This window comes from Lysobacter sp. Soil_N_51, from assembly GCF_057655755.1.
Map to the genome: position 1 here is coordinate 166944 of NZ_JBDGLR010000011.1, position 20648 is coordinate 187591.

The window sequence follows — 20648 nt, forward strand, 5'->3', positions numbered from 1 at the left end:
CGTTCCGCTTCAACCGATTCTCGATTCCCAATTCCCGATTCCCGGCTTTACCCCTATGAAAGCGACAGGCAATTTCGAGGCCGCACAGCACGTCGATCCGATGGTGGCACTGTCGGACGGCACGCGCGCGCACATCGACCACTGGCTGGCCAAGTTTCCGCCGGACCGCAAGCGCTCGGCCGTGTTGCAGGGTCTGCATGCGGCGCAGGAGCAGAACGGCGGCTGGCTGACCGATGAGCTGATCGCCGCGGTCGCCAAGTACCTGAGCCTGCCGCCGGTGTGGGCCTACGAGGTCGCGAGCTTCTACTCGATGTTCGAGACCGAGAAGGTCGGTCGCAACAACGTCGCGTTCTGCACCAATATCAGCTGCTGGCTCAACGGCGCCGAACAACTGGTCGCGCATGCCGAAAAGAAGCTGGGCTGCAAGCTCGGCGAATCCACCGCCGATGGCCGGGTCTTCCTCAAGCGCGAGGAAGAATGCCTGGCCGCGTGCTGCGGCGCGCCGGTGGTCGTCGTCAACGGTCATTACCACGAGAAGCTCGACGCGACGAAAGTCGACGAGCTGCTCGATGGCTTGAAGTGAGGTCGGGCGAGATGGCTCACGGTCACCACGACTATTCCAAGGGCTACGGCCCGGTCGGCCCGGCTCCGCAGGAGCACCAGGTCGTCTATACGACCCTGCACTACGACACGCCGTGGTCGTACGAAAATTATTTGAAGACCGGCGGCTACAGCGCGCTGCGCAAGATCCTGACCGAGAAGACCCCGCAGGACGAGATCATCAACGCGGTCAAGGCCTCGGGCCTGCGCGGTCGCGGCGGCGCGGGCTTCCCGACCGGCCTGAAGTGGAGCTTCATGCCCAAGGGCAGCGGCACCCAGAAATACATCCTGTGCAACTCGGACGAATCCGAGCCGGGCACCGCCAAGGATCGCGACATCCTGCGTTTCAATCCGCATTCGGTGGTCGAGGGCATGGCGATCGCGTGCTACGCGACCGGTTCGACTGTGGCTTACAACTACCTGCGCGGTGAGTTTCATCACGAGCCGTTCGAGCATTTCGAACAGGCGTTGAAGGAAGCCTACGAGAACGGCTGGCTGGGCAAGAACGTGCTCGGCAGCGGCGTGGACATCGACATCTACGGCGCGCTCGGCGCCGGTGCCTACATCTGCGGCGAAGAAACCGCGCTGATGGAATCGCTGGAAGGCAAGAAGGGCCAGCCGCGCTACAAGCCGCCGTTCCCGGCGAATTTCGGCCTGTTCGGCAAGCCGACCACGATCAACAACACCGAGACCTATGCCTCGGTGCCGGCGATCCTGCGCAATGGCGCGGAATGGTTCTTGAACCTCGGCAAGCCCAACAACGGCGGCCCGAAGATCTTCTCGGTCTCCGGCCACGTCAATAACCCGGGCAATTTCGAAATCCGCCTGGGCACCGCGTTCGCCGATCTGCTGCAGATGGCCGGCGGCGTGCGCAATGGCAACAAGCTCAAGGCCGTGATCCCCGGCGGTTCGTCGATGAAGGTGCTGCCGGCCGAGCAGATGCTGGCCTGCACGATGGACTACGACTCGCTGCAGAAGGCCGGTTCCGGCCTGGGCTCGGGCGCGGTCATCGTGATGGACGAAACCGCCTGCATGGTGCGCGCGTGTCAGCGCATCTCGCGCTTCTATTTCAAGGAAAGCTGCGGGCAATGCACGCCGTGCCGCGAAGGCACCGGCTGGATGTACCGCATGCTGACCCGCATCGTCGACAAGCACGCGACCTTGGAAGACCTGCAGATGCTGCGCGCCGCCGCGGGCCAGATCGAAGGCCACACCATCTGCGCGTTCGGCGAAGCCGCGGCGTGGCCGGTGCAGGGCTTCCTGCATCACTTCTGGGACGAGTTCGAGTACGCGATCGTCAATAAGCGATTCCTGGTGGACGATCAGGCCGCGGGCACCGTGGTCGAGAAGAAGGTGGCTGCATGAGCGCTGCATCCTTCCATATCCCTCATTGTTCGAGCGCGTTGCGTTCGAACAATGCGCCCCTTGACTCAAGGGGCTTGTTCACCGCTTTGATGGGGAGCTCGCCGTGAGCGCTCAACCGGTAAACCCCAATCTGCCGCCCGATCATGTCACCGTCTTCATCGACGGCGTCGAGATGGCCGCGCCGAAGGGGTCGATGATCATCCAGGCCGCCGACAAGGCCGGCATTCCGATCCCGCGTTTTTGCTATCACGACAAGCTGGCGATCGCGGCGAACTGCCGCATGTGCCTGGTTGAAGTCGAGAAGATGCCCAAGCCGGCGCCGGCCTGCGCCACGCCGGTCATGGACGGCATGAAGGTCGTCACCCGCAGCGAAAAGGCGTTGAAGTCGCAGCGCAACGTGATGGAGTTCCTGCTGGTCAACCATCCGCTCGACTGCCCGATCTGCGATCAGGGCGGCGAGTGCGAGTTGCAGGACCTGTCGATGGGGTACGGCCGTTCGGTCAGCCGTTTCTCCGAGCGCAAGCGCGTGGTGCCCGACGAGGACATCGGTCCGCTGGTCGCGACCGAGATGACCCGCTGCATCCAGTGCACGCGCTGCGTCCGCTTCACCGCCGAAATCGCCGGTACCTACGAACTCGGCGGCATGTACCGTGGCGAGAACCTGCAGATCGGCACCTTCGACGGCAAGCCGCTGACCACCGAACTGTCGGGCAACGTCATCGACGTGTGCCCGGTCGGCGCGCTGACCAACAAGGTATTCCAGTTCAAGGCGCGTCCGTGGGAACTGACCGCGCGCGAGTCGCTCGGTTATCACGACGCGCTCGGCAGCAATCTGTTCCTGCATCTGCGCCGCGGCGACGTGCTGCGCACCGTGCCGCGCGACAACGAAGCGGTCAACGAGTGCTGGCTGTCGGACCGCGACCGCTATTCGCACCAGGGCCTGTACGCGGAAGATCGCGCGCAGCGTCCCTTGGTGAAGGACAACGGCGATTGGCGCGAGGCGTCGTGGGACGAAGCGCTGGCCCGCGCCGCGAAGATCCTGCGCGACAACGCCGGCGACAATCTGGGCTTGCTCGCGCATCCGGCGACCTCGAACGAAGAGGGCGCGCTGCTCGCGCGCCTGGCCGAAGCGCTCGGCACCGGCAACATCGATCACCGCATTTCGCAGCACGATCTGTCCGACGCCGCCGTGGCGGCGACCTTCGCCATGCCGGTCGCCGAACTCGACCAGGCCGATGTGGTGGTGATAGTCGGCAGCAACCTGCGCCACGAGCTGCCGCTGGTGCATCAGCGCATCCGCAAGGCGTTCACTCGCGGCGCCAAGATTCACGTAGTCAACCCGGTCGATTTCGATTTCACCTTCGACATCGCCAGCAAGCGCATCGTCGCGCCGTCGCAGCTCGCCGGCGCGCTCGGCGACGACGCGTTGCGCGAGTTCGCCAAAGCCGGCAACCACGTCGCGATCATCGTCGGCGCGCTGGCCGAAAACGGCCCGTACGCGGCTGCGATCCGCGCCGCGGCCGCGTCGTTCGCCGATGCGACCGGCGCCAAGCTGTGCCGGATTCCGCAGGGCGCCAACGCGGTTGGCCTCGCCCAGCACGGCGTGCTGCCGAGTTCGCGCGACGCCGGCGGCATGCTCAGCGATGCGCGCGGCGCCTATGTGATCTACGGCATCGAGCCGGGTCTGGATTTCGCCGATACCCAAAGTGCGCTGCGCGCATTGGGCGCGGCCCAGGTCGTGGCCTTCAGCCATTACGCCTGCCGTTCGACCAAGGCCGTCGCCGACGTGATCCTGCCGATCGGTCTGTTGCCCGAGGTCGATGCGACCTTGACCAATCTCGACGGCATCGCCCAGAACGCGTCGGCCGGCGGCAAACTGCCGGGCGAAGCGCGCCCGGGCTGGCGCGTGCTGCGCGCGCTCGGCGGCGAATTGAACGCCGACGGTTTCAGCTTCACCGATCTGGCCGGTCTGCGCGCAAGCATCGCGCCGCGAGCCGTCAAGACGGTCGCGGGCCGCGCGCCCACGGTGGCGGGCGAGGGGCTGGAAGTCGCGGTGTCGACCGCGATCTACCGCAGCGACGCCACCGTGCGCCGCGCGCCGGCGCTGCAATCGCATCCGCTCAACCTGGAACCGCGCGCCGTGCTCAATCCCGACGATGCGGCCGCGCTCGGTTTCGGCGACGGCATGGTCGGCAAGTTCAGCGCCGACGCCGGCACGGCGACATTGCCGGTCGTGCTCAGCGCGCAGGTCGCGCCGGGCACGATATGGATCGAAAGCGGGCATGGCGCCACCGCACCGCTCGGTGCTGGCCGCGTGCAGGCGGGGAGGGCTTAAACCATGGCCGATGGAATGTTCTTCACCCAGGTCGTCGACCCGACGCGCGAATGGTTCCTGTCGTTCGGCATGGCCGGCGCGGTGGCCTGGATCGTGCTCAAGATCCTGCTGATCGCGATGCCGGTGATCATCACCGTCGCGTTCTACGTGGTCTGGGAGCGCAAGCTGATCGGCTGGATGCACGTGCGCCGCGGTCCGATGTACGTCGGCATGGGCATCCTGCAAGCCTTCGCCGACGTGTTCAAACTGCTGTTCAAGGAAGTGATCCAGCCGACCAAGGCCGAGTCGTTCCTGTACAAGCTCGCGCCGCTGCTGACCCTGGCGCCGGCGTTCGCGGCCTGGGCGGTGGTGCCGTTCGATGCGAAAGCGGTGTTGTCGAACGCCAACGCCGGCCTGTTGTATCTGCTGGCGATGACCTCGCTGGGCGTGTACGGCATCATCCTCGCCGGTTGGGCCTCGAACTCGAAGTACGCCTTCCTCGGCGCGATGCGCGCCGCCGCGCAGGTCGTGTCCTACGAAATCGCCATGGGTTTCGCCATGGTCGGCGTGATGGTCGGTGCCGGCAGCCTGAATCTCACCGACATCGTGATGGCGCAGTCCGGCAACGCCGGCGCGCTGGAGTGGTTCGCGCTGCCGATGCTGCCGCTGTTCGTGGTGTATTTCATTTCCGGCGTGGCCGAGACCAACCGCGCGCCGTTCGACGTGGTCGAGGGCGAGTCGGAAATCGTCGCCGGTCACATGGTCGAGTATTCGGGTTCGGCGTTCGCGCTGTTCTTCCTGGCCGAATACGCCAACATGATCCTGATCAGCTTCCTGACCGCGCTGTTCTTCCTCGGCGGCTGGCTGAGCCCGTTCCAGGGCCTGGGCATTCCGTTCCTGTCGGTCGACGGCTGGTGGTGGCTGTTCGCCAAGGTGTTCTTCTTCGCCAGCTGCTTCATCTGGTTCCGTGCTTCGTTCCCGCGCTACCGCTATGACCAGATCATGCGGTTGGGCTGGAAGGTCTTCATCCCGCTGACCATCGCCTGGATCTGCGTAGTCGCCGTCATGGCGTACTACAAAGTGTTCCTGCCGAACGTGTAAGGACAGGCATCCTCGACATGAATCGCATCGTTTCCTACTTCAAGAGTCTGCTCCTGATCGAGCTGATGCAGGGTCTCGGGCTGACGCTCAAGTACCTGTTCAAGCCCAAGTACACGCTGATGTACCCGATGGAGAAGACCCCGCAGTCGCCGCGTTTTCGCGGCATCCACGCGCTGCGTCGTTATCCCAACGGCGAAGAGCGCTGCATCGCCTGCAAGTTGTGCGAGGCGGTGTGCCCGGCGCTGGCGATCACCATCGACTCGGAAAAGCGCGCCGACGGCACCCGCCGCACCACGCGTTACGACATCGACCTGTTCAAGTGCATTTTCTGCGGGTTCTGCGAGGAGTCGTGCCCGGTCGACTCGATCGTGGAAACGCATATCCACGAATACCACTTCGAACAGCGCGGACAGAACATCGTCACCAAACCGCAGCTGCTGGCGATCGGCGACCGTCTCGAGACCGAGATCGCCGAGCGCCGCGCCGCCGACGCCGCCTTCCGCTGAGTACTGATATGGATCTCGCCCAGATCGCCTTCTTCGTCTTCGCCGCCGCGGCCACGCTTTCAGCCGTGGCCGTGATCAGCGTCAAGAACCCGGTCCATGCCGCGCTCAGCCTGGTGCTGACGTTCTTCTCGGTCGCCTGCGTGTGGATCATCGCCGGCGCCGAATTCCTCGGCGTGGCCCTGATCCTGGTCTACGTCGGCGCGGTGATGGTGCTGTTCCTGTTCGTGGTGATGATGCTCGACATCGACGTCGCGCCGCTGCGCGAAGGTTACGTTCGCTATCTGCCGGTCGGCCTGCTGGTCGCGGTGGTGATGCTGGTGGAGATGGTCACCCTGATCGGCGTCAAGGCCAGCATCGTCGCGCCGCTGACCGCCGACGCCTCGGGCGGTTCCAACACCAAGTGGCTGGCGATGGCGCTGTTCACCGACTTCCTGCTGCCGTTCGAGGTCGCCGCGGTGATCCTGACGGTGGCGGTGATCGCCGCGGTGATGCTGACCCTGCGTCGCCGTCCCGGCGCCAAGCACCAGAATCCGAGCGAGCAGTCGCGGGTCCGCGCCAGCGACCGCGTGCGCATGATCAAGATGGACGCGACGAAGCCGGCCGTGGTTGAACCCACGCCCGCCGAGCCCGCCGCGCAGGAGGCCAAGCCATGAACGAATTCATCGGGTCGGGTCTAGCGCTCGGCCACTATCTGGCCTTGGGCGCGGTGCTGTTCTGCATCAGCGTCGCCGGCATCTTCCTCAATCGCAAGAACGTGATCGTGCTGCTGATGTCGATCGAGCTGATGCTGCTCGCGGTCAACATCAACTTCGTCGCGTTCTCGCGCCAGTTGGCCGATCCGGCCGGTCAGGTGTTCGTGTTCTTCATCCTCACCGTCGCCGCCGCCGAGGCCGCCATCGGCCTGGCGATCCTGGTCACGCTGTTCCGCAACCGGCGCACGATCAACGTCGCTGAAATCGACACGATGAAGGGCTGATCCGGCATGGAACCCGCAATCTCCAAGTCCATCCTGCTCGCGATCGTGCTGGCGCCGCTGCTCGGCGCCATCGTCGCCGGCCTGTTCGGACGCAAGGTCGGCCGCGCCGGCTCGCACACGATCACCATCCTCGGCGTCGCCGCCAGCTGCGCGATGTCGATGTACGTGCTGTGGCAACTGGCCGGGCAGGGCGCCTCGCCGTTCAACGAGAACGTCTACACCTGGTTCCAGATCGGCGGCTACGAGGCCCACGTCGGCTTCATGGTCGACAAGCTGACCGCGATGATGATGGTGGTCGTCACCTTCGTCTCGCTGCTGGTCCACATCTACACCATCGGCTACATGGCCGATGATCCGGGCTACCAGCGCTTCTTCAGCTACATCTCGCTGTTCACCTTCTCGATGCTCATGCTGGTCATGAGCAACAACTTCCTGCAGCTGTTCTTCGGCTGGGAAGCGGTGGGCCTGGTGTCGTACCTGCTGATCGGTTTCTGGTTCAAGAAGCCGACCGCGGTGTTCGCCAACATGAAGGCGTTCCTGGTCAACCGCGTCGGCGACTTCGGCTTCCTGCTCGGCATCGCCGGTGTGCTGTCGATCCTGGGTTCGCTCGACTACGGCACCGTGTTCGCCAACGCCGGCACGCTGGCCGACAAGACCATTCCGGTCTGGAGCGGCAGCCTGAGCCTGTTCGGCCACACCTGGACCTTGCTCGACCAGCCGGTCGAATGGTCGGCGCCGACCGCGATCTGCATCTGTCTGTTCATCGGCGCGATGGGCAAGTCGGCGCAGGTGCCGCTGCACGTGTGGCTGCCCGACTCGATGGAAGGCCCGACTCCGATCTCGGCGCTGATCCACGCCGCGACGATGGTGACCGCCGGCATCTTCATGGTCGCGCGCATGTCGCCGCTGTTCGAGATGTCGCAGACCGCGCTGAACTTCGTGCTGTTCATCGGCGCCACCACCGCGTTCTGGACCGGCCTGATCGGCATCGTGCAGAACGACATCAAGCGCGTGGTCGCGTACTCGACCCTGTCGCAGCTGGGCTACATGACCGTCGCGCTCGGCGTGTCAGCGTACTCGGCCGCGGTGTATCACCTGATGACCCACGCCTTCTTCAAGGCGCTGCTGTTCCTGGCCGCCGGCTCGGTCATCATCGGCATGCACCACGAGCAGGACATGCGCAAGATGGGCGGCCTGCGCAAGTACATGCCGATCACCTACTGGACCAGCCTGCTCGGCACGCTGGCGTTGGTGGGCACGCCGTTCTTCGCCGGTTTCTACTCGAAGGACACCATCATCGAAGCCGCCGCGCATGCCGCGCACGGCGAACACGCCAGCTGGATCTCGCAGTACGCCTACTGGGCGGTGCTGCTGGGCGCCTTCGTGACCGCGTTCTACAGCTTCCGCCTGCTGTACATGACCTTCCACGGCAAGGAACGTTTCCGCGACGCGCATGCCGGGCACGGTCATGACGATCATGCGCACGATGCTCATGCGCATGACGAGCATGCTCACGATGCGCACGCACATGACGACCATAAGCACGACGACCACGGTCACCACGGCGCGCACGAACCCCATGAATCGCCGTGGGTGGTGACCCTGCCGCTGATCCTGCTGGCCATCCCGTCGGTACTGATTGGCTTTTTCACCGCCGGCCCGATGCTGTTCGGCACCGACTGGCTCGGTCACGAGAAGCAGTTGCCGTTCTTCCTCGGCGCGATCGACCTGTCGGCCGCGCGCGACACCATCGCCCAGGTCGGCGCGGAAGCCTGGCACGGCCCGATCAAGTTCGCCCTGCACGGTTTCACCGCGCCGGCGTTCTGGCTGGCCTTCTCCGGCTTCGCGCTGGCCACGATCATGTACCTGTGGAAACCGGAACTTCCGGCCAAGGCCGCCAAGCTGTTCAAGCTGCCGATCCGCATCCTGGAAAACAAATACGGCATGGACAATCTCTGGATCGACGGCTTCGCCGGCGGCGGCGTGCAGGTCGGCAAGGCCTCGCGCGCGATCGACAGCAAGCTGATCGATGGCGCGATCGTCAACGGCAGCGCCGGTCTGGTCGGCTTCATCGCCAACCTGACCCGCCGGGTCCAGTCCGGTTACCTCTACCACTACGCCTTCGCGATGATTATCGGCCTGATTGTGCTTCTGGCCGTCGTCATCCGGTTCTGGCAATAACCACACAAGGACCCGAGACGTGAGCCCCGTGCCCTTGCTTAGCCTCCTGATCTGGCTGCCGATTCTCGGCGGCTTCGCCACCCTCGCGTTCGGCAACGAACGCGCCAACGCCGCGCGCTGGTTCGCGCTGATCGTGGCCATCGTCACCTTCGGCCTGAGCCTGACGATGTTCACCCATGGCGACTTCACCAGCGCGACGATGCAACTGGTCGAGCAGCGCGCGTGGATTCCCAGCTACGACATCCGCTATCACCTCGGCGCGGACGGCATCTCGGCGGCGCTGATCGCGCTGACCACGCTGACCTCGACCCTGGTGCTGATCAGCGCCTGGACCTCGATCGACAAGCGCGTCAGCCAGTACTACGCCGCGTTCCTGATCCTCGAAGGCCTGATGGTCGGCGTGTTCTCGGCGCTGGACTCGCTGCTGTTCTATGTCTTCTTCGAAGGCATGCTGATCCCGATGTTCATCATCATCGGCGTGTGGGGCGGTCCGCGCCGCGTGTACGCGTCGGTGAAGTTCTTCCTGTACACCTTCCTCGGCTCGGTGTTCATGCTGGTCGGGTTGATCTACCTGTACCTCAAGGGCGGCAGCTGGCAGCTCGCGGACATGTACGCGCTGCAGCTCACCGCGACCGAGCAGATGTGGATCTTCTTCGGTTTCCTGATCGCGTTCGCGGTCAAGGTGCCGATGTTCCCGGTCCACACCTGGTTGCCGGACGCGCACGTGGAGGCGCCGACCGCCGGTTCGGTGATCCTGGCGGCGATCATGCTGAAGATCGGCGGCTACGGTTTCCTGCGCTTCGTCCTGCCGATCGTGCCCGATGCCGGCCACGAATACGCCGGGCTGGTGATCGGCCTGAGCCTGATCGCGATCATCTACGTCGGCCTGGTCGCGTTGGTCCAGGAAGACATGAAGAAGCTGATCGCGTATTCGTCGGTCTCGCACATGGGCTTCGTCACCCTGGGCACCTTCATCGCCTTCACCCTGGTCCACAACGGCGACGTCCACGGCAGCGATGCCGCGCGCCTGGGCCTGCAGGGCGCGATGGTGCAGATGATCAGCCACGGCTTCGTGTCGGGCGCGATGTTCACCTGCGTCGGCGTGCTGTACGACCGCATGCACAGCCGCATGATTAAGGATTACGGCGGCGTGGCCAATGTCATGCCTTGGTTCGCCGCGTTCGTGGTGCTGTTCGCGATGGCCAACTCCGGTCTGCCGGGCACCTCGGGTTTCGTCGGCGAGTTCATGGTGATCCTGGCTTCGTTCCAGGCCCATCCGCTGATCGCCTTCGGCGCGGCGACGACGCTGATCGTCGGCGCGGGCTACACCCTGTGGCTGGTCAAGCGGGTGATCTGGGGCGAAGTGGGCAACGCGCACGTCGCCGAGCTGGAAGACATCAACCCGCGCGAAGCCTTCGTGCTGGGTGTGTTCGCCGCCGGCGTGCTGGTGCTCGGCCTGTGGCCCAAGCCGCTGACCGACCTGATGGAACCGGCGATCGCCAATCTCGCCACCCAGATCGTCGCCAGCAAACTGTAAGCGCTGCGGGGGCTTCGGCCCGCGCGGCAGAGAAGTGAGTAGAAGCGAGCAGTGAGGAACGAGTAGGAAGCGCGGGCACCGCAGCTCACTTCTCACTCCTCTCCACTCGTTCCTAGAGCAAGGCTCGAACCGGGCCTGATCCGCCAAGAGATTCACTAATGAACATGCCCGTACGGACCTTCGCCGACCTGATGCCCCTGCTGCCCGAACTGGTGGTGGTCATCGGCGCGTTCGCGCTGCTGATGCTCGATCTGTTCGTCGAGGAGCGCAATCGCATCGTCACCCACGTCGCCTCGATCGTCGTGGTCGCCATCGCGACCGCGCTGATCGCCTTCGACGTGGGCGGGCAGGGCACCGTGCTCAGCGGCATGTTCGTGCGCGATACCGCCGCCGACGGGCTCAAGCTCGGCATCGGCGTGGTCGGCATCCTGTCGCTGATCTACACCTGGCCCTACCTGCGCGCGCGCAACCTTTACAAGGGCGAGGTCGCGGTGCTGATGCTGTTCGCGATCGCCGGCATGATGTTCCTGGTCTCGGCCGGCAGCCTGGTGATGGTCTACGTCGGCCTGGAAATGCTCGCGCTGTGTTCGTACGCGCTGGTCGCGGTGGATCGCGACAGCCCGCTGGCCTCGGAAGCGGCGATCAAGTACTTCGTGCTCGGCGCGCTGGCCTCGGGCCTGCTGCTGTACGGCCTGTCGCTGATCTACGGCGCCACCGGCAGCCTGATGCTCGACCAGATCGCGATCGCCGGCTCGGTCGGTCCGTCCTCGCTGATGATGGTCACCGGCGTGGTGTTCGTGGTCGCCGGCATCGCCTTCAAGTTCGGCGCCGCGCCGTTCCATATGTGGCTGCCCGACGTCTACCAGGGCGCGCCGACTCCGATCACCTTGTTCATCGGCGCCGCGCCCAAGCTGGCCGCGTTCGGCATGACCTACCGCCTGCTCGATGTCGGCGCCGCCGGCCTCGACGACCACTGGCGCCTGTTGCTGGCCGGGCTGGCGGTGATCTCGCTGGCGATCGGCAACCTCAGCGCGTTGGTCCAGACCAATATCAAGCGACTGCTCGCGTATTCGACCGTTTCGCACGTCGGCTTCCTGTTCATCGGCATGGCCGGCGGCGGCCCGCAGGGCTTCGCCGCGGCGATGTTCTACGTGATCAGCTATTCGCTGATGACCGCCGCGGCGTTCGGCGCGATCATCGTGATGTCGGGCCGCGGCTTCGAGGCCGACAAGATCGACGACTACAAGGGCCTCAACGCGCGCAACCCGTGGCTGGCCGCGATGATCCTGTGCGTGATGGCCTCGCTGGCCGGCCTGCCGCCGTTCCTGGGCTTCTGGGCCAAGCTGGCGGTGCTCAAGGCCGCGCTGCACGGCGACATGCTGTGGCTGGCGATCGTCGGCGTGGTGTTCGCGGTGGTCGGCGCGTTCTACTACCTGCGCGTGATCAAGGCGATGTACTTCGACGAGCCCGAGGGCAAGATGCCGGCGCCGAGCGAAGACCGTCCGCTGCGGGTGGTGTTCGCGGTCAATGCGCTTGCGCTGCTGACCCTGGGCCTGACCTGGAATCCGATCATGGAATGGTGCCTGCGTGCGTTCCAGGCCTGATCCGGGCCAAGCGTATTGATTCGCCATCGGGCCGGCTTTATGCCGGCCCGATGCGTTTTTGGGCAGTGAACTTGTAGGAGCGGCGTGAGCCGCGACCGCGATACTTCGCTCGTGACGCAGTTACGGCCCGATCGCAAACCCTGCGGTCGTGGCTAGCGCTGCCTCCTACAGGGGCGGCCGAAGTGCGGCGTAGCTGGCTGCAATCGCGATGCAGTGGGGGCAGCCCCATGTAGGAGCGGCGCAAGCCGCGACCGCGATACCGCGTTTGCGGCGCAGGTTACGGTGCGCTGGATACGGTGCAGGTTCGGCGTGATTGGACACCCTACGGTCGCGGCTCACGCCGCTCCTACCCAGGTCGCTGCAGCGTAGATGCCATGATCGCCGCGCTGACGGCGACGCGCGCGCCTGACGCGCCCAGCGCCTCGCGATTCTTCGCGCGCATGCCGTTACCGAAAAAAGACTTGAAATATTTTGAACACGCTCTATTATTGCGGGCTCACGCAACGACATCGTTTTCACGCAGTTTCTCGCGGAAACAAACGGTCTCGAAGCGGCAGGCGCGAATCAAGTAAATCTGATTAAACGCTTGCAGGAAGTTCCGCCGGCCGTTATAGTGGTCGGCCTGATGCGGGGTGGAGCAGTCTGGCAGCTCGTCGGGCTCATAACCCGAAGGTCGTAGGTTCAAATCCTACCCCCGCTACCAGCTTCGGCTGATGGAAAGCCTCTCACGAGGCTTTCTTTTTTGGCCGCAGGCTTGGGCTTTGTGATCGCGCTCTGCTCGCGCGAACACACCGAAATCCAGTTGTACGGACAAGGGGCCCAATGGGCCCCTTGTTGTTTTTCGGTTTCCGCAATTTGCTACGTACCGCGCAGTCGCTTTTTCGATTGCGCCGGAGCACGCAACCATTCCGGAAACCTCGCGTAACGAAGATGGGTTGCACCACCAGTCGCACCCCGATCCAACAACGCTACACACCTACCTATAAGCGCTAACGGAGAGCTGGCGAGTGACGGATAAGGCAACGCAAATCGCCGCATTGCTGGCCCCGACGGTCGAGTCGCTGGGCGTGGAATTGCTCGGCATCGAATATCTGCCGGCGGCGGGCAACGCGACCCTGCGCATCTACATCGACGTACCGGCCGCGCATGTCGACGCCGAAGGCGAGCAGCCGCGCTCGGTCACCATCGAGGAGTGCGAAGCGGTCAGTCGCGAAGTGTCGGCCCAGCTCGACGTCGAAGACCCGATCAGCAGCAACTACACCCTCGAAGTCTCTTCGCCCGGCATCGACCGGCCGCTGTTCACGCTCGAGCACTACCGCCGCTTCGTCGGCGAGACCGCCAAGGTCACGCTGAAGCTGCCGCATGAAAACCGCCGCCGTCTGCAGGGCGAGATCGTCTCGGTGGAAGGCGAGCAGGTGACGTTCGCGATCGAAGGCACGCCTGACGGCAGCCAGTTCACCGTGCCGTTCAGCAATATCGACAAGGGCCGCATCGTGCCGGACTGGGCCGCATTGGGTTTCGCGCCGAGCAAGGGCGAACCGCCTCCGGCCCGCGCCGACAAACCCAAGCCGAAAGCCCGCCCGGGCAAGCACAAACCCTCGAAGCCGGGAGCTTCGCGAAAGAAATAAAGTTCCCGACAAGAATTCAGCAGTACCAGAATTTAGAGCGATACCAAGCTTCAGCCTATTACCAACCCGAATAGCCGGCGGCCGCGAGCCGACCCGTGCGGAGTGACGAAATGAGCAAGGAACTGTTGCTGGTGGTGGATGCGGTCGCCAACGAAAAGGGCGTGCCGCGCGAGGTCATCTTCGAAGCCATCGAAGCGGCGCTGGCGTCGGCCGCGAAGAAGCGCTACCACGACGAAGACGTGCTGGTGCGCGTGAGCATCGACCAGAAAGACGGCAACTACGAAACCTTCCGCCGCATGGAAGTCGTCGCCGACGACGTGGTCATGGAATCGCCGGACCGGCAGATCCGCCTGATGGACGCGGTCGACGAAGTCGAGGGCGTGGAAGTCGGCGACTACATCGAAGAGCAGATCGAAAACCCCGATTTCGGCCGTATCGCCGCGCAGGCCGCCAAGCAGGTGATCGTGCAGCGCGTACGCGAAGCCGAGCGCGCGCAGGTCGTCGACGGCTGGAAGGATCGCGTCGGCGAGCTGGTCACCGGCATCGTCAAGCGGGTGGAGCGCGGCAACATCTATGTCGACCTCGGCGGCAACGCCGAAGCGATCATCCCGAAGGACAAGGGCATTCCGCGCGACGTGCTGCGCGCCGGCGACCGCGTGCGCGGTTTCCTGTTCGACGTGCGCACCGAGCCGCGCGGCCCGCAGCTGTTCATCAGCCGCGCCGCCCCGGAATTCATGATGGAGCTGTTCAAGCTCGAAGTGCCGGAAGTCGGCCAGGGCCTGGTCTCGATCAAGGCCTGCGCGCGCGATCCGGGCGATCGCGCCAAGATCGCCGTGCTCGCGCACGACAACCGCACCGATCCGATCGGCGCCTGCATCGGCATGCGCGGTTCGCGCGTGCAGGCGGTGTCGAACGAACTCAACGGCGAGCGCGTCGATATCGTGCTGTGGTCGGACAATCCGGCCCAGTTCGTGATCAACGCGATGGCGCCGGCGGAAGTGCAGTCGATCATCGTCGATGAAGAAAAGCACTCGATGGACCTGGCGGTCGCCGAGGACCGTCTGGCCCAGGCGATCGGCAAGGGCGGGCAGAACGTGCGCCTGGCCAGCCGCCTGTCGGGCTGGCAGCTCAACGTGATGACCCAGGACCAGGTGACGGCCAAGTCGGAAGCCGAGCAGAATTCGGCCCGCCAGCTGTTCCAGGACAAGCTCGAGGTCGACGAGGAAATCGCCGGCATCCTGGTCTCGGAAGGCTTCAGCACGGTCGAGGAAATCGCCTACGTGCCGGTCGGCGAGCTGTTGGCGGTGGAGGGCTTCGACGAGGACATCGTCGAGGAACTGCGCGCCCGCGCCCGCGACGCCCTGCTCAACGAGGCGCTGGCCGCCGAGGAAGAGCTCGACGAGCACCAGCCCGCCGCCGACCTGGTGTCGCTGGACGGCATGGACGAGGCGCTGGCCTTCACCCTGGCGGCGCGCGGCGTGGTCACGCGCGACGACCTGGCCGATCTGGCGACCGACGAGTTGACCGATATCGAAGGCGTGGACGAGGAACGTGCCGCCGCCCTGATCATGGAAGCGCGCAAGCACTGGTTCGAATGAGGTGAGATGCGTCGCAAGAGGCCCGGCGAGGCGTCTTGCGGCAAACCGGGAATCGGCCAGTGGCCGGTCCCGGATTCGCAGGATCGGGCATCGGCCCGGTCCGCGGGCAGGCCGGAAGGCTTGCGCGAGCCGGTGCAAGGGCGCGCGCGGGGCTAGAATGGCGCCATCACGCGCGGGATGCGTCCCGCGCCAAGAAGGACACGGAAAACCGAATGTCGCAGCAAACCACCATCCGCAAGCTGGCCGAACTGGTGAACACGCCGGTCGAGAAGTTGCTGGAACAGCTGGCCGAGGCCGGCATGAAGTTCAGCGGCCCCGATCAGGTCGTGACCAGTATCGAGAAAGTCAAGCTGCTCGGCTTCCTCAAGCGCTCGCACGGCAAGGCCGATAAACCGGCCGAAACCGACGAAGCGGCGAAGAAGATCACGCTCAATCGCAGCCGCAAGCAGGAAATCACCGTCGGTGGCGGCAAGAACCGCACCACCGTCGATGTGGTCGTGCGCAAGAAGGTGACGCTGGTCAAGCCGAACGACGGCCCCATGTCGCCGAGCGATGAGCGCGCCGACATCCTGCGCAAGCTCGAAGAGTCCAAGCAGCGCAACCTCGCCGAGCAGGAGAAATTGGCCGCCGACGACAAGCGTCGCGCCGATGCCGCCGCGGCGGTGCGACAGGCGGCCGAAGACGCCGCGCGCGCCAAGGCCGAGGAAGAGCACAAGCTCAAGCTCGCCGACGCCAGCGCGGCCGCGCCGAGCGTCAGCGATACGCCGACGGCGGCGACGCCGGCCGCGGTGCGCAAGCCCGCGGCGGCGCACGGTCACGGCCATCCCAAGCCGCCCGCGCCGGCCACGCCGGCGCGCGTCGACCACAACGCGCCGCGCAACAAGACCCGCGGCTCGCACGCGATGGTCGCCGGGGTCGAGGACGACGATGCGGCCAACCGCTTCGCCGGCCAGTTGCACCTGAGCCCGTCGGATCGCGCGCGTCGCACCACCAATTCGCGCGGCAAGGGCGGCAACCGTCCGCAGCAGCGTCGTTCCAACGAGCAGGCGCGCTCCGGCGGCGGTCAGCACGGCTTCTCGCGTCCGACCGCGCCGATCGTGCGCGACGTCGCGATCGGCGACACCGTCACGGTCGCCGATCTGGCCCAGAAGCTCGCGCTCAAGGGCGGCGACGTGGTCAAGGCGCTGTTCAAGATGGGCGTCATGGCGACCATCAACCAGAGCATCGACTTCGACACCGCCGCGCTGGTCACCGAAGAACTCGGCCACACCGTGGTCCGCACCAACGCCAATGCCGCCGAGGACGCGCTGATCGCGCACGCCGAGGAAGTGCAGGGCGAGAAGGTCGCGCGTCCGCCGGTGGTCACGATCATGGGTCACGTCGACCACGGCAAGACCTCGCTGCTGGATTACATCCGCCGCACCAAGGTCGCCTCGGGCGAAGCCGGCGGCATCACCCAGCACATCGGCGCGTACCACGTCGAAACCGCTCGCGGCGTGATCAGCTTCCTCGACACCCCGGGCCACTCGGCGTTCACCTCGATGCGCGCGCGCGGCGCCAAGCTGACCGACATCGTCGTGTTGGTGGTCGCCGCCGACGACGGCGTCATGCCGCAGACCCGCGAAGCCGTGCAGCACGCCAAGGCGGCCGGCGTGCCGCTGATCGTGGCGATCAACAAGATCGACAAGTCCGGCGCCGACCCGTTGCGGGTCAAGAACGAACTGCTGGCCGAGGAAGTGGTCGCCGAGGATTTCGGCGGCGACACCCAGATGGTCGAGCTGTCGGCCAAGACCGGCGACGGCGTCGACGATCTGCTCGACGCGATCTCGCTGCAGGCCGAAGTGCTGGAACTGCGCGCGGTGCCGGTCGGCCGCGCCATCGGCACGGTGATCGAATCCTCGCTCGACAAGGGCCGCGGCCCGGTCGCCACCGTGCTGGTCCAGCAGGGTCAGCTCAAGAAGGGCGACTACCTCGTGTGCGGCGTGCAGTACGGCCGCGTGCGCGCGCTGTTCGACGAAACCGGCAAGCAGGTCGAAGAAGCCGGTCCGTCGATTCCTGTGCAGGTGCTCGGTCTGTCGGGCGTGCCCGATGCCGGCGACGACTTCGTCGTGGTCGAGGACGAGCGTCTGGCCAAGGACGTGGCGCAGCAGCGCGACGCCAAGCGCCGCGAATCGCGCTTGGTCGCCGCCGCCGGCAACCGCATGGAAGACATCATGGCCCAGATGGGCAAGGGCGAGGGCCAGCTGAGTCTCAACCTGGTCATCAAGGCCGACGTGCAGGGTTCGGTCGAGGCGCTGCGTCAGGCCCTGGTCGCGCTGTCCAACGATCAGATCCGCATCAACGTGATCAGCTCGGGCGTCGGTGGCATCACCGAGTCCGACGCCAATGCCGCGGCCACCGCCAAGGCCACGGTGATCGGCTTCAACGTCCGCGCCGACGCGTCCGCTCGCCGGATCATCGAAGGCAACGGCGTCGACCTGCGCTACTTCTCGATCATCTATGACGTGATCGACCAGGTGAAGCAGGTGGCGTCGGGCATCCTCGGCGTGGAAATCCGCGAAGAGATCATCGGCATCGCCGAGGTTCGCGACGTGTTCCGCAGCTCCAAGTTCGGCGCGGTCGCCGGCTGCATGGTGGTCGAGGGCGTGGTCAAGCGCTCCAAGCCGATCCGCGTGCTGCGCGACAACGCGGTCGTGTTCGAAGGCGAACTCGAATCGCTGCGCCGCTTCAAGGAAAACGTCGACGAAGTCCGCAACGGCACCGAATGCGGTATCGGCGTGAAGGCCTACAACGACGTCAAGCCGGGCGATCAGATCGAGTGCTTCGAGCGCATCGAAGTGCAGCGCACGCTGTAACAAGCCGGGATTCGGGATTGGGGATTCGGGATTCGCGCCAGCGGGTCCCGAATCTTTTCGAAGCCCCGCTTTGCTTGCTCCACCAATCCCGAATCACGAATCACGAATCCCATGCCTCCAAGTAGCAAATCGTTCCACCGCACCGATCGCGTTTCCGCTCAGCTGCGTCGCGAGCTGGGCAAGATCGTGCATGAAGCCGTGCGCGAGCACGGCCTGCCGTCGGTCAGCGTGTCCGACGTGGAAATCTCGCGCGACCTGGCTCACGCCAAGGTGTTCGTCACCGCGCTGCAGCCCGAGCGCTCGCTCGAGGCGGTCAAGGACCTCAAGGAACTCGCGCCGAACCTGCGTTATCAGCTCGGCAAGGCGATGAAGCTGCGGCATGTGCCGGAGCTGCATTTCCACTACGACGACTCGGTCGATCGCGGCGAAAGCATCGACAACCTGTTGCGCGATCATCCCGATCTGGTCGATCGCGAAGACGAAAGCGAAGGCGAGGGCGGCGGCAAGCCGGAGTGATCGGCGGCTTCGCCTGCCCGGCCGCGTGAGCGTCCGATGCGGGTGGCCGATGGGCGCGCTACTCCCGTGATCGATCAAGGCCGTGGTGGCGACCCTGTCGGGGTTTGTCTCGGCAGCTCGGTGACCCGAGTCGGGGTTGAAGCCCTGCCCACAACAAACCTCGTGGCTTAGACGTCTTTTGCAGAAGGAGCTTCGGCCCCGACTCGAAACCGCGCCCGCGACGACCACCCAGCAGTTCCTGCATACCCGCGCCGAGCCGAGCGGGACTACCATCCGGCCGATCGCTATCCCCGTTTGCCCCGAGTTTCCGCAAACCCGTGCCACCGGCCGCCGTTCGCGCCGCCGTCTGTTCTCTCCCAGGAGCCCCCGCATGTCCACGCTGCCCCCGCGTTACGGCGCCCCGATTTCGTTCGCAACCGCCAGCCGGGTCATGCGCGCCGCGCAGGCGCGGGCCGAGCGCGAAGGCTGGCCGATGGTGATCGCCATCGTGGACAGCACCGGGTATCTGGTGATGCTTCACAAGCTCGATCAGGCGCAATATGGGAGCATTCCCGTGGCCCAGGCCAAGGCCGAGACGGCAGTGAGGTTCCGCCGCCCGACCAAGGTGTTCGAAGACGCGGTCGCTGCCGGCGGATTGGGCATGCGACTGCTCGGCATGGACAATCTGTTGCCGTTGGATGGCGGGCTGCCCCTGATCGTGGGCGGCGAGGTGATCGGTGCGATCGGCGTGTCCGGGATGCAGTCGGTCCAGGACGCGCAAATCGCGCAGGCAGGGGTGGACGGCTTGCTTGAACACGACGCGTAAACGCAATTGGCGCAACGTCGACGGCATCCTGCTGCTCGACAAACCCCAGGGCCTGAGTTCCAACCAGGCCCTGCAACAGGCGCGCCACCTGTTCCGCGCCGAGAAAGGCGGCCACACCGGCAGTCTCGATCCCTTGGCCACCGGCCTGTTGCCGCTGTGCTTCGGCGAGGCGACCAAGATCGCCGGCCTGCTGCTCGGCGCGCGCAAGGCCTATACCGCCACCGCGGTGCTCGGCCTGACCACCGACAGCGACGATGCCGACGGCGCGCCGCTGCTCGAACGCCCCGTGCCCGACCTCGACGATGCGGCGATCGAAGCCGCACTGGCGCCTTTACGCGGCCCGATCCGCCAGCGCGCGCCGATCTATTCCGCGCTCAAGCAGGGCGGCGAACCGCTGTACGCCAAGGCCCGCCGCGGCGAAGCGATCGAAGCGCCCGAGCGCGACGTGGTCGTGCATGGGCTGCGCCTGAGCGGCCGCGACGGCCCGCGCCTGGAGCTGCATATCGAATGCGGCTCGGGCACCTACGTGCGCAGCCTGGTCCGCGATCTCGGCGAGACCCTGGGCTGCGGCGCTCATGTCAGCGTGCTGCGGCGGCTGTGGGTCGAGCCGTTCATGCAGCCACGCATGATCACCCTCGAGCAGCTGCGCGCGCTGGCCGAGCAGGGCAGCGATGTCGCTCTGGACGCCCACCTGCTGCCGATCGAAGCCGGCCTGAGCGAATTCGCCCGGGTCTCGATCGACCTGGCCGCCGCGCATCGGCTCGGCCAGGGCCAGGCGGTGGCCTGCGAGGCCGGCGAACCGGGGCAGGTGGCGATCTTCGGCGAAGCCGGGCGCTGCCTCGGGCTGGGCCTGCGCCAGGCCGACGGCCGGCTGCAGCCGCAGCGGCTGTTCCGCTGGGCCGCGCAGGGCGGTTGATCGGTCCTGAACGGGGGCGGTCGGCGTGACGCGAGTCGTGGCGATACACGTCCGCGATAGCCGATCCGCACCAAACCACGGTCGCAATCGTAGCCGCGGGCTGTTACAATTCCGCCGCTTTTCAAGCACTTCGCACCGGCCCTTGG

The 20648-nt window shown here is 65.7% G+C and carries 16 protein-coding genes and 1 tRNA gene; all 17 read left to right on the plus strand.

Going from position 1 to position 20648, the window contains the following annotated elements; all coding sequences use genetic code 11:
* Window positions 1-55: 55 nt before the first annotated feature.
* The 17 genes from nuoE (at window position 56) to truB (ending at window position 20502) form a co-directional block, all read left to right on the plus strand.
* Window positions 56-583, plus strand: coding sequence for an NADH-quinone oxidoreductase subunit NuoE (gene nuoE, locus AC3A4T_RS21355; RefSeq protein ID WP_056112548.1), 528 nt, complete (start codon window positions 56-58; stop codon window positions 581-583).
* Window positions 584-594: 11 nt separating this feature from the next.
* A complete protein-coding gene (nuoF, locus tag AC3A4T_RS21360) occupies window positions 595-1965 on the plus strand; it encodes an NADH-quinone oxidoreductase subunit NuoF (RefSeq protein WP_487677241.1) in 1371 nt (456 codons plus the stop codon).
* 103 nt (window positions 1966-2068) lie between these two features.
* The gene (gene nuoG, locus AC3A4T_RS21365) at window positions 2069-4300 is read left to right on the plus strand and encodes an NADH-quinone oxidoreductase subunit NuoG (RefSeq protein WP_487677242.1); all 2232 of its coding nucleotides are present in this window, start codon (window positions 2069-2071) and stop codon (window positions 4298-4300) included.
* 15 nt (window positions 4301-4315) lie between these two features.
* Window positions 4316-5380 (plus strand): NADH-quinone oxidoreductase subunit NuoH, encoded by a 1065-nt coding sequence (nuoH, locus tag AC3A4T_RS21370; protein WP_310981806.1) that lies wholly within the window; start codon window positions 4316-4318, stop codon window positions 5378-5380.
* A 17-nt stretch (window positions 5381-5397) separates the two neighbouring features.
* Complete coding sequence (gene nuoI / locus AC3A4T_RS21375; protein WP_036108548.1) at window positions 5398-5886, plus strand: NADH-quinone oxidoreductase subunit NuoI; 489 nt, start codon at window positions 5398-5400, stop codon at window positions 5884-5886.
* Window positions 5887-5894: 8 nt separating this feature from the next.
* Window positions 5895-6539, plus strand: coding sequence for an NADH-quinone oxidoreductase subunit J (locus AC3A4T_RS21380; protein ID WP_036108546.1), 645 nt, complete (start codon window positions 5895-5897; stop codon window positions 6537-6539).
* Window positions 6536-6862 carry an NADH-quinone oxidoreductase subunit NuoK gene (gene nuoK, locus AC3A4T_RS21385; protein ID WP_036108545.1) on the plus strand — a complete coding sequence of 109 codons (327 nt, stop codon included), beginning with the start codon at window positions 6536-6538 and terminating at the stop codon, window positions 6860-6862. The genes AC3A4T_RS21380 and nuoK overlap by 4 nt, the downstream gene beginning before the upstream one ends.
* Window positions 6863-6868: 6 nt before the next feature.
* Complete coding sequence (gene nuoL / locus AC3A4T_RS21390) at window positions 6869-9043, plus strand: NADH-quinone oxidoreductase subunit L (protein WP_487677243.1); 2175 nt, start codon at window positions 6869-6871, stop codon at window positions 9041-9043.
* 19 nt (window positions 9044-9062) lie between these two features.
* Window positions 9063-10580 (plus strand): NADH-quinone oxidoreductase subunit M, encoded by a 1518-nt coding sequence (locus AC3A4T_RS21395; protein WP_487677244.1) that lies wholly within the window; start codon window positions 9063-9065, stop codon window positions 10578-10580.
* 158 nt (window positions 10581-10738) lie between these two features.
* Complete coding sequence (gene nuoN / locus AC3A4T_RS21400) at window positions 10739-12184, plus strand: NADH-quinone oxidoreductase subunit NuoN (RefSeq protein WP_487677245.1); 1446 nt, start codon at window positions 10739-10741, stop codon at window positions 12182-12184.
* 626 nt (window positions 12185-12810) lie between these two features.
* A tRNA-Met gene (locus AC3A4T_RS21405) sits at window positions 12811-12887 on the plus strand.
* 304 nt (window positions 12888-13191) lie between these two features.
* Complete coding sequence (rimP, locus tag AC3A4T_RS21410) at window positions 13192-13812, plus strand: ribosome maturation factor RimP (RefSeq protein WP_487677246.1); 621 nt, start codon at window positions 13192-13194, stop codon at window positions 13810-13812.
* Window positions 13813-13922: 110 nt separating this feature from the next.
* Window positions 13923-15410 (plus strand): transcription termination factor NusA, encoded by a 1488-nt coding sequence (gene nusA, locus AC3A4T_RS21415; protein ID WP_487677247.1) that lies wholly within the window; start codon window positions 13923-13925, stop codon window positions 15408-15410.
* A 212-nt stretch (window positions 15411-15622) separates the two neighbouring features.
* Window positions 15623-18265 carry a translation initiation factor IF-2 gene (gene infB, locus AC3A4T_RS21420; RefSeq protein ID WP_056112574.1) on the plus strand — a complete coding sequence of 881 codons (2643 nt, stop codon included), beginning with the start codon at window positions 15623-15625 and terminating at the stop codon, window positions 18263-18265.
* 111 nt (window positions 18266-18376) lie between these two features.
* Entirely contained in the window at window positions 18377-18781 is a 405-nt protein-coding gene (rbfA, locus tag AC3A4T_RS21425) for a 30S ribosome-binding factor RbfA (protein WP_487677248.1), read from the plus strand.
* Window positions 18782-19151: 370 nt separating this feature from the next.
* A complete protein-coding gene (locus AC3A4T_RS21430; protein WP_487677249.1) occupies window positions 19152-19586 on the plus strand; it encodes a GlcG/HbpS family heme-binding protein in 435 nt (144 codons plus the stop codon).
* Complete coding sequence (truB, locus tag AC3A4T_RS21435) at window positions 19570-20502, plus strand: tRNA pseudouridine(55) synthase TruB (RefSeq protein WP_487677250.1); 933 nt, start codon at window positions 19570-19572, stop codon at window positions 20500-20502. Before AC3A4T_RS21430 ends, truB begins: the two co-directional genes overlap by 17 nt.
* Window positions 20503-20648 lie beyond the last annotated feature (146 nt).